16 protein-coding genes are annotated in these 16,709 nt (G+C 57.6%); 11 read left to right on the plus strand and 5 right to left on the minus strand.

What is annotated here, in order from left to right; all coding sequences use genetic code 11:
* Window positions 1-47: 47 nt before the first annotated feature.
* Window positions 48-1,328: an MFS transporter gene (locus ACR0AP_RS07105; RefSeq protein ID WP_480506211.1), complete on the plus strand. Its 1,281-nt coding sequence runs from the start codon at window positions 48-50 to the stop codon at window positions 1,326-1,328.
* 25 nt (window positions 1,329-1,353) lie between these two features.
* On the opposite strand, the gene ACR0AP_RS07110 is transcribed toward ACR0AP_RS07105, so the two are convergent.
* On the minus strand, window positions 1,354-2,043 hold the full coding sequence (locus ACR0AP_RS07110; protein WP_480506212.1) for a nitroreductase family protein: 690 nt from the start codon (window positions 2,041-2,043) through the stop codon (window positions 1,354-1,356).
* Between the two features lie 27 nt (window positions 2,044-2,070).
* Complete coding sequence (locus ACR0AP_RS07115; RefSeq protein ID WP_480506213.1) at window positions 2,071-2,964, minus strand: LysR family transcriptional regulator ArgP; 894 nt, start codon at window positions 2,962-2,964, stop codon at window positions 2,071-2,073.
* 87 nt (window positions 2,965-3,051) lie between these two features.
* Here ACR0AP_RS07115 and ACR0AP_RS07120 point away from each other — a divergent pair, with 87 nt between their 5' ends.
* The 6 genes from ACR0AP_RS07120 to ACR0AP_RS07145 all read left to right on the plus strand — a co-directional run bounded on the left by ACR0AP_RS07120 (window position 3,052) and on the right by ACR0AP_RS07145 (window position 8,981).
* The gene (locus ACR0AP_RS07120; RefSeq protein ID WP_480506214.1) at window positions 3,052-3,651 is read left to right on the plus strand and encodes a LysE/ArgO family amino acid transporter; all 600 of its coding nucleotides are present in this window, start codon (window positions 3,052-3,054) and stop codon (window positions 3,649-3,651) included.
* Between the two features lie 40 nt (window positions 3,652-3,691).
* Window positions 3,692-4,600 carry a DMT family transporter gene (locus tag ACR0AP_RS07125; RefSeq protein WP_480506215.1) on the plus strand — a complete coding sequence of 303 codons (909 nt, stop codon included), beginning with the start codon at window positions 3,692-3,694 and terminating at the stop codon, window positions 4,598-4,600.
* A gap of 83 nt (window positions 4,601-4,683) precedes the next feature.
* Entirely contained in the window at window positions 4,684-5,256 is a 573-nt protein-coding gene (gene betI / locus ACR0AP_RS07130; RefSeq protein WP_480506216.1) for a choline-binding transcriptional repressor BetI, read from the plus strand.
* The gene (betC, locus tag ACR0AP_RS07135) at window positions 5,253-6,761 is read left to right on the plus strand and encodes a choline-sulfatase (RefSeq protein ID WP_480506217.1); all 1,509 of its coding nucleotides are present in this window, start codon (window positions 5,253-5,255) and stop codon (window positions 6,759-6,761) included. The genes betI and betC overlap by 4 nt, the downstream gene beginning before the upstream one ends.
* 66 nt (window positions 6,762-6,827) lie before the next feature.
* Window positions 6,828-8,486, plus strand: coding sequence for a choline dehydrogenase (betA, locus tag ACR0AP_RS07140; RefSeq protein ID WP_480506218.1), 1,659 nt, complete (start codon window positions 6,828-6,830; stop codon window positions 8,484-8,486).
* Between the two features lie 255 nt (window positions 8,487-8,741).
* Window positions 8,742-8,981, plus strand: a complete 240-nt coding sequence (locus tag ACR0AP_RS07145; protein ID WP_209504591.1) for an HP1242/YdcH family protein — start codon at window positions 8,742-8,744, stop codon at window positions 8,979-8,981.
* Window positions 8,982-9,053: 72 nt separating this feature from the next.
* Here ACR0AP_RS07145 and ACR0AP_RS07150 read toward each other — a convergent pair whose 3' ends face one another.
* Window positions 9,054-10,454 carry a helix-turn-helix domain-containing protein gene (locus ACR0AP_RS07150; protein ID WP_209504590.1) on the minus strand — a complete coding sequence of 467 codons (1,401 nt, stop codon included), beginning with the start codon at window positions 10,452-10,454 and terminating at the stop codon, window positions 9,054-9,056.
* 63 nt (window positions 10,455-10,517) lie between these two features.
* Window positions 10,518-11,723: a multidrug effflux MFS transporter gene (locus tag ACR0AP_RS07155; RefSeq protein WP_480506219.1), complete on the minus strand. Its 1,206-nt coding sequence runs from the start codon at window positions 11,721-11,723 to the stop codon at window positions 10,518-10,520.
* 183 nt (window positions 11,724-11,906) lie between these two features.
* Between ACR0AP_RS07155 and ACR0AP_RS07160 the strand changes: the two genes are divergently transcribed.
* From ACR0AP_RS07160 to ACR0AP_RS07170, 3 genes are all read left to right on the plus strand, one after another.
* Complete coding sequence (locus ACR0AP_RS07160) at window positions 11,907-13,439, plus strand: acyl-CoA carboxylase subunit beta (RefSeq protein ID WP_209597857.1); 1,533 nt, start codon at window positions 11,907-11,909, stop codon at window positions 13,437-13,439.
* 266 nt (window positions 13,440-13,705) lie between these two features.
* Window positions 13,706-14,038 (plus strand): DUF6497 family protein, encoded by a 333-nt coding sequence (locus ACR0AP_RS07165; protein WP_480506382.1) that lies wholly within the window; start codon window positions 13,706-13,708, stop codon window positions 14,036-14,038.
* Window positions 14,039-14,171: 133 nt separating this feature from the next.
* Window positions 14,172-14,525, plus strand: a complete 354-nt coding sequence (locus ACR0AP_RS07170; protein ID WP_209504586.1) for a hypothetical protein — start codon at window positions 14,172-14,174, stop codon at window positions 14,523-14,525.
* An 86-nt stretch (window positions 14,526-14,611) separates the two neighbouring features.
* On the opposite strand, the gene ACR0AP_RS07175 is transcribed toward ACR0AP_RS07170, so the two are convergent.
* Window positions 14,612-15,763, minus strand: a complete 1,152-nt coding sequence (locus ACR0AP_RS07175; protein ID WP_480506220.1) for a DcaP family trimeric outer membrane transporter — start codon at window positions 15,761-15,763, stop codon at window positions 14,612-14,614.
* A gap of 650 nt (window positions 15,764-16,413) precedes the next feature.
* On the opposite strand from ACR0AP_RS07175, the gene ACR0AP_RS07180 reads away from it, so the two are divergent.
* A complete protein-coding gene (locus tag ACR0AP_RS07180; RefSeq protein ID WP_209504584.1) occupies window positions 16,414-16,617 on the plus strand; it encodes a hypothetical protein in 204 nt (67 codons plus the stop codon).
* The last annotated feature ends 92 nt before the right edge of the window (window positions 16,618-16,709 follow it).

Consider the following 16,709-nt stretch of genomic DNA (forward strand, 5'->3'; position numbering starts at 1 on the left):
TAGGCTGAAAGTGCGGGAAATCCAGAAAACATGAAGACACAGTACGAATGACATTCAAACCTTCCGATCAGGCCAAGCGCAACGTGCCCGTTCTGGCTGGGCAGAGTATCCTGTCTCAGGTCGCGTGGACGCTCGGCAGCCCGTCGGTTGTTTTGCCGTTTTTAGCCGTTTCCTTCGAGTTGCCGATGTTTGTAGCAGGGGCACTGGTGTCGGTGCGGATGGTCGGTTGCTTGATTGCCGACTTCTTTCTGGCGCAACTCGTTGCAGCAAGAAGCCGGAAGAAACATGCAATTGCGTTGACCGAAGCGGTCATTGGCGCCTGTCTGGTTCTGGCAATAGCTGCGGCCGCGACCGGGGCTGTCCCATTGATCGCAGTGGTTTTCCTGTCTGTATTTCTTGTGATCGGGCTTGTCAGCGAAGTGCAGACCTTGATGCTTACGGATCTGCTAGGGGACCATGTTCAGGCGCGTTCGCGCATGATCATGCAATATCTACAGCTTGGTGCAGGGGGGCTATGTGCCATTGGCCTTGCGTTGCTGGTGCATCAGATCACCAAGGATAATCCACCCTTTTCGCGCCATTCAGTCATGATTGGCGTTTCGGTTTTATTCTTCCTTCTGTCGGGTCTGTTCATGCTGGCGATGACGGAAACCGTGCGTGAGGGTGCACCGACGACGCCGCAGAAGTCCGAAAGGGGCATTTCGATTAAGGCGAATATCAAGGGTATTCTGGACATGTTCGAATACCAGTGGTTCCGGCTGTATATGATCATGCGTCTGCCCTTGGTTGCTGTGTCGCTGTCTGTTCCGTTCTTCGCGCTCATCGCAGCCGAAGCGCATCACAGCTCGACACAGGGATTGACCGCGATGATCGTTTCTTCCGCTTCGGGGTATCTTGTTTCGGGCCCTCTGTGGCAAACCATCAACATGAAATCCCATCGTGCTGTCATGGTGGTCGGGACATTGATGGTCGCCGCAACAGGCTGTGTCCTTTTGGTGTTCCACTATTTGGGCATCGACCATCAGGTTCACTTGCATGCAATTGCGCTGTTCATTGTCACCGTTGCGGTGACCGGGATCAGCAGTGCGCGTAAACTCTATTTTCTGGATGTGGCACCCAAAGAGCAGCGGGTGCGGGGATCGGCGGCGGTCAAGGCGTTCGCGCGTTCAACCGCGGTGTTGTTGTCTGCAGGCCTTGCCGCTGTCGCCCATATGCACGAGGTCGCAATGGCCGTCGCATTCATCGTCGTCGCCAGTCTGGTGTCCTGTATTAACTGCTACCGCATGATGCAACCAGAACGGAAAAAGGCGGAACAGCCCTCGAATTGAGTTTTTGGCGAGCGTCGCGAAAGCCTCAGAAGAAGGATGAAATCTCTTCCAGGGGTTTCTTGAGTTTTGCCACAGCAGGCACAGTCGCGTCTTCTGACGGATGCCCCACCGCGATGATCATGGTTGGTTTTTCCGACGCGGGCCGGTCCAGCGCGTCGTTCAGAAACCGCATCGGGTTCGGGGTGTGGGTCAGGGTGCTGAGGCCCGCGTGATGCAGCGCGGCAATCAGAAAGCCGGTGGCAATGTTTACACTCTCCGGGACGTAGTAGTTCTTGTACCGCGTTCCATCCTCGAATTGCCCCCAGCGCTGGGCAAAAACCACGATCAGCCAAGGGGCGATTGTCAGATGTCCTTTGACCGCGTTGGTGCCGATGGGCTCCAGTGCCTTGATCCATTCATCCCCGGCGCCACCTGCGTAGAACCGGCGTTCTTCTTCTTCAGCTTCTTCCCGGATGCGGTGTTTAAGGGCAGGGTCCGAGATGGCTGCAAAATGCCAGGGTTGGTGATTGGCGCCCGACGGGGCGGTGCCCGCGGTGCGCAGGCTGGATTCGATTATCTCACGGGCAACGGGGCGGGGGCTGAAATCCCGGACAGTGTGACGCTGACGCATCTTTTCGTAAAACGCCTGCGCCGCGCCCAGCATGTCTGCATCGCTGATGTCGCACCGGTCCGGCAGGGGAATCGGGTCATAGCCAAGAGCGTCACGTGAGAACATCGGTTCCTCCGAAAATGTCGTGTTTGTTTAGCTGCTTTGAGGCAGAAGCAAAATTCGTTCTGAGGCACGTTTGACAGCCTGGGTCAGAGGTTTGAGCGCGGGCGCAAGAACACGCCCAACCTGCCAGCTCAGCGCGACATCCAACGGCGCATCGGGCACGATGGGGCGCAACAGCCCATGTTTCAAAGCCTCCTGCACCAGAGCTGCGGGGTTCATGCCCCACCCAAGCCCGGCAATCGCCGCGTCCACAAATCCGTGTGAAGAAGGCAGGAAATGAGACGGGGGTGAAAGGCGTTTGCCAGTGTGCTGAACAATCCATGCCCTTTGTAGCCCGTCCTTTTGGTTGAAAACCAGGCAGGGTGCCTTGCCAAGTTCTGCCTCGGTCACTTTGTCCCGAAACCAGGTGTTGATGAATTCCGGGCTGGCTGTTGGCAGATAGCGCAACACGCCCAATGGGATCGCGTCGCACCCGGTCACTGTCTGGCCACCAACGGTGACGGCGGCGCTTACCTCGCCCCGTCGCAGCCAGTCTGCGGAGTGATCCTGATCGTCGATCACCAGATCGAACAGCATGTCAGGCACCTGCGCCATCGCATCAACAAACCAGGTGGCCAGACTGTCTGCAGGTACGGCGATACGGACGCGGGCGGACCTTGGTTCCTGCTCCAGCGTTAGTTCTCGAACCAGCTGTGCCTCAAGCAGCCCGACATCTTCCGCGTAACGGGCAATGCGCAGCCCGGCGGGCGTCCCGGTACAAGGGCTGCCCCGATGTATCAGGGTGGCTCCAATCCGATCCTCAAGCGCCCTGATCCGCTGGGATATCGCCGAGGGCGTCACCGCCAGCTCTGCCGCAGCCGCATCAAAGCTGCCATGGCGCAGAATGGCAGACAAAGCGGACAGGTGAAGAGGATCCAGCAGCATTAGTCAGGCTTAACTCGGGATAACATCTTTAATTTGATAGATCGCACCGACGGCCTTAGTCAACGTCTTGCAATAGCAGGAGGTCCCATGCCCACGTCCATGATCGCCGGTTTCGCGCTGGGTTTCAGTCTGATCCTCGCCATCGGGGCACAGAACGCCTTTATTCTGCGACAGGGATTGCGGCGTGAACATGTGTTTCTTCTGTGCCTGACCTGCTCAATGTCTGACGCGGTTTTGATCGTTGCAGGCGTCACAGGATTCGGGACTCTGGCCCATTCAGCCCCCTGGTTTGAACCTGTAATGCGATATGGCGGGGCCGCTTTTCTGACGTGGTATGGGCTGCGCAGCTTCGGGTCTGCCCTGCGGGGTGGCGCGGTGTTGGAAACGGGCAACGGCCAGCGAACCAGCCTTAGAACCGCGATGCTTACCGTTCTCGCCTTCACCTGGCTGAACCCGCATGTCTATCTGGATACAGTGGTTCTGATCGGCTCAATCTCGGCACAGTATGATGACCGGGTCGGATTTGCCATCGGGGCGGTCACGTCCAGCTTTGTCTTCTTCTTTTCACTTGGATACGGCGCGGGTGTTCTGTCTCCGGTGTTTGCGCGCCCGCGCGCCTGGCAGGTGCTGGACGCAGTGATCGGGGTCGTAATGCTGGGTATCGCACTGAAACTTGTTATCATGTGAAGGGTTGTTCCCGGCAGGGTTTCGGTGTTCAACCTAAGCCATGACATCGCTTGCCGTTTCGTCGCGCCCGCTTGCCGGTATGTTCTGGATGTTTGCCGCCGGGCTGTCCTTTGTTGTGATGACCGCTTTGGTCAAATCTCTGGGCACGACGATGAATCCGATCCAGGCTGCATTCCTGCGTTATGCGCTGGGATTGGTGTTTCTGTTACCGGCCTTGCGGTCGATCATGGCGACCTGGCTGACACCCCGCCTGCTGACGTTGTTCGGTTTGCGTGGTGTCGTACACGCGATAGCTGTCATGCTTTGGTTTTTCGCCATGACGCAAATCCCCTTGGCCGAAGTCACTGCCATGAACTACATGACGCCGGTTTATGTCACCTTGGGCGCAGCTCTGTTTCTGGGCGAGAAGCTGGCTTTTCGCAGGGTCGCCGCGATTCTGGTCGCTTTGGTGGGCGTGTTGGTCATCCTGCGCCCCGGGTTTCGCGAGGTCTCACAAGGTCACCTTGCCATGCTCGGAACGGCCCTGATGCTAAGCGGGTCCTATTTGCTGGCCAAGCTTCTTGTCCGCGATGTTCCACCTTCGGTTGTTGTGGCGCATCTGTCCATCTGGGTAACCATCGCCTTGATCCCCTTTGCGGTTGCCGTCTGGACCCGGCCCAGTATGCAAGAACTCGGGGTTCTGTTTCTGGTGGCCAGCTTTGCGACCGCAGGTCATTATTTCATGACATTGGCGTTGCAGGCCGCGCCTGTGGCCGTCACACAACCCGTTACATTCCTGCAGTTGATCTGGGCCACGCTTGTGGGTGCAGCGATCTTTCACGAAAGTGTCGACCTATGGGTCGTGGCTGGCGGAACCCTGATACTGGGCGCTGTAAGCTTCATCTCATGGCGCGAGTTCATGTTGAACCGTCGGGACTTGACGCCTCCCAGTATTGCGCCGAAGCTGTGAAGTGACATCTCTGCGCTTACATTGATTGACGAGTCAATAAAAACATCCTAGCTTGGTCGCATGACACCTGTATGGGGAAAGCGATGCCAAAAGTTGGAATGGAGCCGATCCGCAAGGACGCGATTGTTCGAGCGACGATTGCTGAACTGGGTGTCAAGAAATCCCTGGATGTAACTGTCAGCCAGATTGCCAAACGCGCGGGCATGTCCAGCGCATTGGCCCACCATTATTTTGGCGGAAAGGATCAGATATTTCTGGCCGCAATGCGTCAGATCCTCGCCGACTTCAGCGACGAAGCCAGGGCCCAGTTGAAAGCGGCCAAACCGGGCAACCGGGCAGAGGCGATTATCCACGCCTGTTTTGCCCCTTCGTGTTTCACACCTGACGTGACTGCCGCTTGGATGACGTTTTATGTGTTGGCGCAGACCAACAGTGACGCGCTGCGATTGTGGCAGATCTATCAGGCGCGCATCAGATCGAATCTGGTTCATGCCCTGCGTCCAAGGATGCAGGATCCGATTGAGGCTGCCGAGAACATGATTGCCCTGATTGACGGGCTCTATATTCGCGCAGCGCTCAGCGCCCCGGAAGAACCGCAATTGGCCGTGAATCACGCTATGCGCGTGCTCGATACTCTGCTCGAGGCTGAAAAATGACAAAACCGAACATTCTGATCCTGATGGTGGATCAGCTGAACGGAACCCTCTTTCCCGACGGTCCCGCTGACTGGCTTCATGCTCCGAACCTGAAGAAACTGGCCGAAAGGTCGACCCGTTTTGCCAACGCTTATACAGCGTCGCCGCTTTGTGCGCCGGGGCGGGCCAGCTTCATGTCCGGTCAATTGCCCTCGCACACTGGTGTCTACGATAACGCGGCAGAGTTCCGCAGCGATATCCCAACTTACGCACACCATTTGCGCAGGGCCGGATATTACACCTGTCTGTCAGGTAAAATGCACTTTGTCGGCCCGGACCAGATGCACGGGTTTGAGGATCGCCTGACAACTGATATCTACCCGGCCGATTTTGGCTGGACACCAGACTACCGAAAGCCGGGTGAGCGGATCGACTGGTGGTATCACAACATGGGGTCGGTGACCGGCGCGGGTGTTGCCGAAATCTCGAACCAGATGGAGTACGATGACGAGGTGGCTTACAACGCCAAGGCCAAGCTCTACGATCTGGCGCGCGGCAAGGATGATCGCCCCTGGTGCGTGACCGTCAGCTTCACCCATCCACATGATCCATACGTGGCCCGCCGCAAATACTGGGATCTCTATGAGGATTGCGCGCATCTGCTGCCCGAAATCGCTGATATCGGCTACGACAATCAGGACCCTCACGCCAAGCGGATCTTTGATGCCAACGACTGGCGTAGCTTCGACATCACCGAGGAAGACATTCGCAAGTCCCGCCGTGCTTATTTCGCCAACATCACATATCTCGATGACAAGATCGGTGAAATCCTCGAAGTGCTCGAAACGACACGGCAAGAGGCGATCATCCTGTTCGTCTCGGATCACGGTGACATGCTGGGCGAACGTGGCCTCTGGTTCAAAATGAACTTCTACGAAGGCTCGGCGCGCGTTCCTTTGATGATTTCATCCCCGGACTTGCCTGCGGGGCGGATCGATACGCCAGTTTCCACCATCGATGTCACACCCACACTTGGGGCTCTGGCAGGCGTTGACATGGCCGAGATTGCCCCATGGACGGACGGCGAAAACCTGGTGCCATTGGCGCAAGGTGGCGCGCGAACCGCGCCTGTGGCCATGGAATATGCGGCCGAGGCATCTTACGCGCCGCTGGTGTCGCTGCGCTATGGCAAGTGGAAATTCAATCGATGTGCGCTGGACCCGGATCAACTGTTTGATCTCGAGGCAGACCCGCATGAGCTGACCAATCTGGCAGGCAGCCCCGAACATGCGGGCACACTGCAAACCCTGCGCGCAAAATCCGAGGCCCGATGGGATTTGGAGCGCTTCGACGCGGATGTCCGCGCCAGTCAGGCGCGGCGTTGGGTTGTGTACGAAGCGCTGCGGCACGGCGGATACTACCCTTGGGATTATCAGCCGCTGCAAAAAGCGTCCGAACGTTACATGCGCAATCACATGGATCTGAACATCGTCGAGGAAAACGCCCGGTTCCCACGCGGCGAGTAACTTTTTCATCTTTATGAAAATACTCCCGCCGGAGGCGTCATACCCGGCGGGCGAGGAGTTGTGAATATGGAAGCAGATTTTGTCATCGTTGGCGCGGGGTCCGCAGGCTGCGCAATGGCATATCGTCTGAGCGAAGGTGGGGCCTCGGTTCTGGTGATCGAGCACGGTGGCACCGACATGGGGCCGTTTATACAGATGCCTGCCGCGCTCAGCTATCCGATGAACATGTCGCGCTATGACTGGGGATATCAATCCGAGCCTGAACCGCATCTGAACAACCGCCGTCTGGCCTGCCCGCGCGGCAAGGTGATCGGCGGGTCATCGTCGATCAACGGCATGGTCTATGTGCGCGGTCACGCGCGTGATTTCGACACATGGGCCGAGATGGGGGCTGACGGCTGGTCTTATGCGGATGTTCTGCCCTATTACAAACGTATGGAGACCTGGCATGACGGTGGTCATGGCGGTGATCCGGCCTGGCGCGGCACTGACGGTCCGTTGCATGTGTCACGCGGCCCACGCGCAAATCCACTGTTTCAGGCCTTTGTCGATGCAGGCCAGCAGGCGGGATACGAGGTCACCGGCGACTATAACGGAGAAAAGCAGGAAGGCTTTGGCCCGATGGAGCAGACCGTCTGGAAAGGGCGGCGCTGGTCGGCGGCAAATGCCTATTTGAAGCCCGCGCTCAAACGCGACAAATGTGATATCGTGCGGGGTCTTGCGTCTCGGGTTGTTATGGAAAACGGTCGCGCCACTGGCGTGGAATTGATCCGTGGCGGCAAGAAAGAAATCATCAAGGCCCGGCGCGAGGTCGTTCTGGCCGCGTCCTCGATCAACTCGCCCAAGCTGCTTATGCTGTCCGGAATCGGACCGGGCGCGCATCTGGCCGAGCATGGGATCGACGTCGTTGCGGATCGTCCGGGGGTGGGTGCGAACCTTCAGGACCATCTGGAGCTGTATATTCAACAAGCTTCGCTGCAGCCGATCACGCTCTACAAGCACTGGAACCTGTTCAGCAAAGGCCTGATCGGGGCGCAATGGTTGTTTACCAAGACAGGTTTGGGCGCATCGAACCAGTTTGAAAGCGCGGCGTTCATCAGGTCGAAACCGGGCGTGGAATATCCCGACATTCAGTACCACTTTCTGCCGATCGCAGTTCGCTATGACGGGCAGGCAGCGGCAGAGGGGCACGGGTTCCAGGCGCATGTCGGCCCGATGCGGTCCCCGTCGCGCGGGGCGGTCACATTGCGCTCTGCCCAAGCCGCAGACGCGCCGGTGATCAAGTTCAACTACATGAGTCACGAAGAAGATTGGGAAGATTTCCGCACTTGTATCCGGCTGACCCGCGAAATCTTTGGGCAAAACGCCTTCAAACCCTATGCGGGCAAGGAAATTCAGCCGGGTGCCGCTGTGCAAACGGATGAAGAGCTGAACGCCTTTATCGCGGAACATGCCGAAAGCGCCTATCACCCCTGCGGCACCTGCCGGATGGGGCGTGCGGATGACAAAGGTGCGGTGGTCGATCCCGAGGGTCGCGTCATCGGCGTGGACGGGCTGCGCGTCGCGGACAGTTCGATTTTCCCGCAGATCACCAACGGCAATCTCAACGCGCCCTCGATCATGGTTGGCGAGAAAGTATCGGATTCTTTGCTGGGCAAAGACCCGTTGCCCAAGGCCAATGACCGCCCGTGGATTCACCCCGGCTGGGCAACCGCTCAGCGTTAATCCTTCTGAACTGCCCCCGGTTGAATGCGTAAATTTTCGGCGGTTGCCGGGGGTATGCTGGCAAAAAGTTCAGTGTTCCTGTCCAGATAAGCCTGAGCCACGTTTCAGAACAACTTGCCCCCTGCACGGCAGGACGGCGCGTGGCGTTGTTTTGAAATTCGCGGGATTATTACGGCTAGTTGATCCGGGTCAAAGCGAAAACCCGATCACGCTTCTATCACTGATTTGCAACGACATATGAAGGAGCGAACAGAGATGTCTCACACCCCGCATGAACTGGCCGAAGAGTTTCCGGACAAAGTTGAACTGATGAGCCAGCTCAAGCAGTCGGATGCGCATTTTGCCCGGCTGGCCGATGAGTATCATGAGGTCAACCGCGAAGTACACCGCGCCGAAACCAATGTCGAACCCATGGAGGAACTGGCCGAGGTTGATCTGCGCAAAAAACGCGCCGCGCTAAAGGATGAGATCTGGGCGATCCTGTCCAAGGCTTAAACCACTGGCGGGGGCTCTGCCCCCGTCGTCGCCAGAGACGCGACTGCGGTGGGATAATAAATCAGACTAAGATCAGGTCACTTCATAGGGCAGGGTGCCGCGAATATGGGTGTCGATGCTCAGACGACGTTCCAGCGGCGGAACCGAACGCTGGTGACATGTTTGCCGCTCGCAGATGCGGCAGGAAATTCCGATGGGCTCGTAGGCGCTGGCATTGTTGATGTCGAGGTTGTCGGCATAAACAAGCGCCGGGGCATGACGGACCTCGCATCCCAGCGCAATGGCATACCTTCTGACGGGTGCACCGAACGAGCCCCCCGATTTTGAGACATCCCGCGCCAGCGAGATATAGCGAACACCATCAGGCGTTTCCGCCAGCTGCCGCAGGAAATGACCGGGTGTTTCAAAGGCCCGATGCACGTTCCAAAGCGGGCAAGCCCCACCAAAGCGCGCAAATTGCAGGCGTGTGGCCGAGTGCCGCTTGGTGATCGTCCCCGCCTGATCAACCCGAACGAAGAAGAACGGGATGCCCTTGGCGCCGGGACGCTGTAGTGTCGACAGCCGATGTGCAACCTGCTCGACCGACGCCCCGAACCGGTTGCTGAGCAGCTCCAGATCGTGACGCTCTTCCTGAGCGGCGGTCAAAAACGCGGTATAAGGCATCAGAGAGGCACCAGCGAAATAGTTGGCAAGACCGATCTTGGCGATGGCGCGGGCTTCGTCGCTTTGGAATTTGGCGAAATCCAGCGTCGCCTCCAGCAACTGGTCCTGACTGATCAGCGCGACCTGCAACAGAAGCTGGAACACCTGCGTCTGCGGCGCTGCACGGGAGGACAGGCGCAAAATTTTGCTGTCGACATCATAAGCGCGCAATGGGCCCATATCTGAAAAAACCACCTGAATTCCGCGCTCTGAAAGGCTGCTCAGGGCGGCTTGCCGGATACCACCAGGCCCGTCGGCGCGGTTGGCAAACAGTTCCGCGGCCCTGTCCACAGCGTCGATGTAGTTGTCGCAATAGTGGAAGAAATCGCGCACTTCTTCCCAAGGGCTGGCCTGAATACGCGCATCTTCGCGGCCCAAAGCCTCGTCCAGCGAGGCAAGGCGTTCATGTGTCTGCCGGTAGGTTTTGTGCAATTCGATAAACGCGCGCGCCAGGGCGGGGGCGTTGGATGCCGTCAGGCGCAGATCGGCCAGAGGGGGCTGTATGTCGGCAAAAACTGGATCGGCCAGCGCCTCGCGCATGTCTGAAACAAGACGTTCGCTGTCGCCAGTGCTGAGTTCGGTAACATCCATTCCGAATTCCTGCGCCAGAGCCAGCACAACCGTGGTCGAGATCGGCCGGTTGTTGTTTTCCATCTGGTTCAGATAAGGCAGTGAAACGCCGAGTTTGGCGGCAAATTCACGCTGCGTCAGGGTCAGGCGCGTTCGCATTTCGCGCAGTTTCGCGCCGGCATAGAGCTTTTGGGTGGCCATTGGGTGCCTTTGCAAGTTTTCCAATTTCCGAGGTTAACTTTGCAAAGTCATTGGGGCAAGCGATTACAGCCCCAATTGACGTTCTCTTCGTACGACAGTTGAAATTGCGACGATTGCCAGAACTGCTGTTGCCAGCATCAGCCAAAGCAGCGGCATCGCGCCGGTTTCACGTGTCAGCAGGGCACCTGCCAGCGCGCTCAGCCCGGCACCGCCACCTAACATGATGGCGCCACTCAGGCCCGAGGCGGTTGCAGCCAGTTGAGGGCGCACTGATAGCGCGCCCGAGGTTGCGTTGGGGATGACCATGCCATTGCCGACGCCCACAAATGTCATGAACCCAAAGAAACTGAGTGCGGTTCCACGGTCGGCCAGAAACAGCAATGCCGACACAGCGACGCCAAACGCATTGAGCAGGCTTCCCCATAGCACCATGCGGTTCACACCGAACCGCACTGAAAAACGCCCGCTCATGAAATTGCCAACAAAATACCCAACCGCAGGTGCGCCAAAATAAATGCCAACCTGTGCCGCGCTCAACCCGAACAATTCGGTGCCGATGAAAGGTGCGCCGCCGAGATAGGCGAAAAACGAACCCGATGAGAAGGCACAAGCCAGTGAATATCCCCAGAACCGTGGCGAGGTCAGAAGTTCGGGGTATTCCTTGAATTGCTGGACGAGCGTTTTGCCGCTTTTTGCCGATGTTTCCCCAAAGTCCGAATAGGTCAGTGCCATAGTCAGCAGACCCACGGCAAAGGGCAGCCAGAAATTCGCTTTCCAACCAAAACTCACTTCCAGCAAGCCGCCGATGGCAGGGCCGATCATCGGAACCACGGCCATGCCCATCGTCACATAACCGATCATCGAGGCAGCTTGATCCTGATCGTACATATCCCGCACCGCTGCGCGGCTGAGAACCATACCGACGACCACTACCGCCTGACACATCCTGAACGCCAGAAAAACCGTGGCATTGGGGGCGAAGATGCACCCAAGGGTCGCCATCAGGAACAGGCCAAGGCCCCACAGTAAAACTGGTCTGCGTCCTGCCTGATCCGCAATTGGACCTATAAGAATTTGCAGAATGGCATTGATCAGCAGATAAAGCGCAATCGACAGCTGCATGACCTTGTAATCGGTTTCGAAATACTCGGCCATGTTTGGCAGGCTGGGCAGAAACAGGTTCATGCTCAGGGCGGACAGGCCCGAGAGTAAAACAAGCGTCGCCAATGTGGGTGGTGTGCGGTGGACCGCGTCAGAGCTGAACTGCATGGTTCACATGTATAGCCCTGGATTTTCGGAAAGCCAGCCATTCGCAAAATTGCCTGTGAGAGTTCGCAGTTTTGCAGTTATCCAAATTACTGTTGCTGAAATTTTGCAAATTTGCCGAAAATAGCTTTGGAAGAGCGGCTCAAGCAGGTAGGGTCCCGTCAAATTTATAAGGGGATAGTCGTCATGAAAGACATTCTTTCCGAACTGGAAGGCCGCCGCGATAACGCGCGTCTGGGCGGTGGGCAGAAACGGATCGATGCCCAGCACGCTCGCGGCAAACTGACCGCGCGTGAACGGATCGAACTGCTGTTGGACGAGGGCAGCTTTGAAGAGTTTGACATGTTTGTCAGCCACCGCTGCACCGATTTCGGGATGGAAAAACAAAAGCCTGCGGGTGACGGTGTTGTCACCGGTTGGGGCACGATCAACGGGCGCATGGTTTATGTGTTCAGCCAGGATTTTACCGTCTTTGGCGGATCGCTGTCGGAAACCCATGCTCAGAAGATCTGCAAGATTATGGACATGGCGGTCCAGAACGGTGCCCCGGTGATTGGTATCAACGATTCGGGCGGCGCACGCATCCAGGAAGGTGTGGCTTCGCTGGCGGGGTATGCCGAAGTGTTCCAGCGCAATATCATGGCCTCGGGCGTGGTGCCGCAGATCAGTGTAATTATGGGGCCCTGCGCGGGTGGCGCGGTGTACAGCCCGGCGATGACCGACTTTATCTTCATGGTCAAAGACACCTCTTACATGTTTGTGACCGGCCCGGATGTGGTGAAGACCGTAACCAACGAAGTGGTAACTGCCGAGGAATTGGGCGGGGCCTCGACCCATACCAAGAAATCCTCAGTCGCTGATGGCGCGTTCGAAAACGACGTCGAAGCTTTGGCCGAGGTGCGGCGCCTGGTGGATTTCCTGCCCCTCAACAACCGCGAAAAGCCGCCCGTGCGCCCGTTCTTTGACGAACCCGGCCGGATCGAGGCTTCGCTGGACACTCTTGTGCCAGAAAATCCGAACACGCCCTACGATATGAAGGAACTCATCGCCAAAGTGGCGGACGAGGGCGATTTCTATGAAATTCAGGAAGATTTTGCGAAGAACATCATTACCGGGTTCATCCGGTTGGAAGGTCAGACCGTAGGCGTCGTCGCAAACCAGCCGATGGTGCTGGCCGGGTGTCTGGATATCGACTCCTCGCGCAAGGCTGCGCGCTTTGTACGCTTCTGTGACTGCTTCGAAATCCCGATCCTGACACTGGTCGATGTTCCTGGCTTCCTGCCGGGAACAAGCCAGGAATATGGCGGCGTCATCAAACATGGGGCCAAGTTGCTGTTTGCCTATGGCGAGGCAACCGTGCCGAAGGTGACGGTGATTACCCGAAAGGCTTATGGTGGTGCTTACGACGTTATGGCCTCCAAGCATTTGCGCGGTGATTTCAACTATGCCTGGCCCACCGCCGAAATTGCGGTCATGGGGGCCAAAGGGGCGACCGAGATCATTCACCGCGCCGATCTGGGGGATGCGGACAAGATCGCATCTCACACCAAGGATTACGAAGACCGATTTGCAAATCCCTTCGTGGCAGCCGAGCGCGGCTTCATCGATGAGGTGATCATGCCGCATTCGACCCGCCGTCGTGTATCCCGGGCATTTGCCAGCTTGCGCGGCAAACAGCTGAAGAACCCGTGGAAAAAGCACGACAATATCCCGCTGTGATCCTTCTGGGGGCGGGGTGGCCCGCCCCGCTCAATCTTAGACTGCCACAGCGGCTCTGATGCTAAAACGCCCTCAAATTGAGGCGGAATTGACAAAAACCGGCAAATAGTTGAATGATCCGACCCGTCAGACATAGAACCGCGCAGACCAATCGTACTGCGCGCGCGACCCCGGAAGGAGGAGCTCGCCGCTGGTGGGTCCGGGGTCGCGCCATTTGTCTGGTTGCTCTCGCCTTCAGCCATCCTGCTTTTGCAGACTCCGATACTTTGCTGCCGGTTCCGTCGGGCCAGCCAGTGCAACTGAGCGATGTCCTGCTGGACAACAATCCCGGCGAGCTTTGGCTGCGCTTTCGCTTTATCGCGCCCAGAATAGGCGCGTCAGTGGGACGGATCGGATATGATGTGGCGTCGAAGGATATGGAGCACCTGTGCCAGATTCTGGCCGTTCCATATGTCGCGCAGCATGAATTGCATCCGGCGCGGGTCGTGATCTCTTTGTCCGATCGCCCGGTAGAGTTTGGTGATGCCGCCCCTGATGCGACCCAGTTTTTTGAGGCCTACCGGCTGGAGCAGTCCCAGTGTATCTGGGAGGGGCTTTGACCATGACCGCAGGAATCCATGAGTACAAAGCGTCTCAGACCAACTGTGCGGCTTTGGAGGTGCGCATCATGACCCCATCCCTTTTCGGGCTCGAATTGCTTTTGTCTGCAAGTATGACACAAGAGGGCCTTTCATGCTGAAGCATCGTGGTTTCCCCGGTCGCCTTTCAGGCACTGACTTTCAGTTCACCATTCGTCGCGCCAACCCAAAGGGCGCTACACCGTTAACGCGGCGCGAGCGGTTTCGGGACCGTAAACCTGCGGACAGGCGCGCTGATAGTGCGTTCATGGAAGCCCTTTGGGCCCATTTCGGCGACCAGCCGTTCGAACGGGGCAATCTGGATGCTGGGCGTTTGAGCTGGCTGTTCGGGCGCGAAGTCATCCCGGCAGAAGACCCCTTTGATCCGGCCAGTTATGATGCCTTGCTCGTTATCGACGTAAACGCTGCGCGCGCATCCTTCCCGGACATCATCGACGGGATGGACTGATTGTGACATTCGCTGCCGCACATAATCCGATCACTGCCAGTTTCGGGAAAATCCTGCCCGAAACCGGGCAGGATTTATGTGTGGTCTCAGAAGTTCAACTGGGCTGCAAGCTGAACGCGGCTGCCGTCAAAGGTTCTGCCGGTGGGCGCGTCATTCCGCTCGCCATAGATGTATTCGGCGCTGAGCGTCAGACTGTCTGTCGCCTTGTAGAACGCGTTGACATGGATGGTTTCCAGTTCGGTGAAGGACAGCGTGCCGGTCGAGGTCGGCAGATCATAGTCTTCACGACCGTAAGCAATGCCGACATTCCATTTTGCACCGATGTCCTGCCTGAATTCCACGGTGTAGCCATCCACATCGTTGGCCTGCCCACCGACGATGGCATCGCCGAGACCGATCAGGTACGGGCCAAGCGCCTCACCTGTGACGTAGTTGACTTGGAACAACCCGCCTTGCCAGGGGCGAATGCCGCCGGAAAGCGTAAAGCCGGTTTGATCCACTTCGACATTGCCGGAATTGGCTTTACCGTACAAAACGGCACCACGGGCAATGTACGTACCGTCGTTATATTCCGCCGAGGCCGTCAGGACGGGATCATCGGAATTCGACCCGCTGACGTTCTCTTCGATCGAGACCGCAAACTGTGCATTGCTGCCAAGCTGTCCGGTGTATCTCAACTGTGGGACACGAGCGAATGCGATACCCACCGGGCCGTTGAATTCGACAGTGGTCGGGTAGGTGTCCAATGGTTGGAAGTTGGTCCAGTACTGACCAATCAGGAACTGATCGCCGATGGTGATGTTGGCATGGCGAATGCGCAATTCAGCCGTGCCGCCGGAACCGAACAGGTCAAGCTCAAGCTGTCCGCCAATGTCACCGATCCCGCTTGGGGTGGTGGTACGCAATCCGATCCGCGATTGGCGAACGGTTGCCCCGAAGGTGCCGTCGGTTGCGGCAGAGGGTTCGCCGATAGCATTCACGAACGCCGTATCCCCCTGATCGTAGTCGAAGTCATAGAAGAAATCGGCCTTCACGTATCCGTAAACGTCCAGAACGGTGTTGCCGATGCGGAAATCTCCGTTGGCGGGGCCGCTTTTGTCGGCTTCCAGCGCCTCGACCCGGGCGCGCAAAGCGTCGAGTTCGGCCTGGGTCTGGGCGTCCTGGGCGACAGCAAACGTGCCGGTCACACTGAGCGCAGAGGCAGCGAGCAGGAGTGCCTTTTTTCTAGTCATAGTCATGTGGGTGTTCCTTTGAGTGCGAGTGTGCCCAGGGACCGTTTCACGCAGCAGAAATCTTTGGAAATCACGAGAAAGAGAATAGAACTATCTGATTTCTCAAGAAAATGTGCCTTTTTCGACTTCTTGAATCACAGCGTCTTGAACCTGTTATCTAACGCTCTGCTGCGCCGTAATTCCTCCGCCGGTGGAGTGGCGGCGATTCGTGATGCTGCAACCGCAGAAAGCATCGGCAGCGGCCCGTTTTGTAACGAAACTGTGACGGTGAACGGGGCTTTCGCGCAGGTAATTCACTTGAATGCTGTCGGCACGAAGTTGCGCGCCCTTTTGCGGCTTGGGCAGAAACCAGCCGAGTTGTCCCTAGGAAACAATACTGTGATTGCCCAACGGATTGTGCCGTGCAAACTGAATAGGCCGTGCGGCTCTACTTTGCCTGCGCCGTACATGCACCTACTATTCCGTACCCCTTCCTTGCGCGGGCAGGCTTGTGTTCCCCACATAAACCTGTCCGCGTTTTTCTTTTTGGCTCCCATGGCCAAAGAGAAGCGAAAACCTGCACAAAACCTGCCTGCAACTGCATTGATATTGAATAACAGGCCCCATTTCGCGCATCTGATTCCAAACGAACCAAGAAACCTAAAAGGGCAGACACAATGCGATTCTCGAAACTCATCCTTGTTGCGGCGACCTGTGCGGGTCTGGCCGCGTGCGGTGACACCACGGGCGAACAGGCACTCCTCGGCGGTGGTGCCGGGGCTGTGGGGGCCGCGGTCCTCAATGCCGACCCGCTGTTTGGCGCGGCCGTCGGTGCAGCGGGCAACGTGCTGTACTGCAAGACGCAGAACAACTGTAACTAACGCATATCCTTCGGGGCGCCTGGCGCCTCAGCCATCATTGCGCATCACGCCGTCGTGGGGATCGTACCCTGCGGCGGCGTTTTGCGTTTCCG

Source organism: Ruegeria sp. AF7, assembly GCF_056541885.1.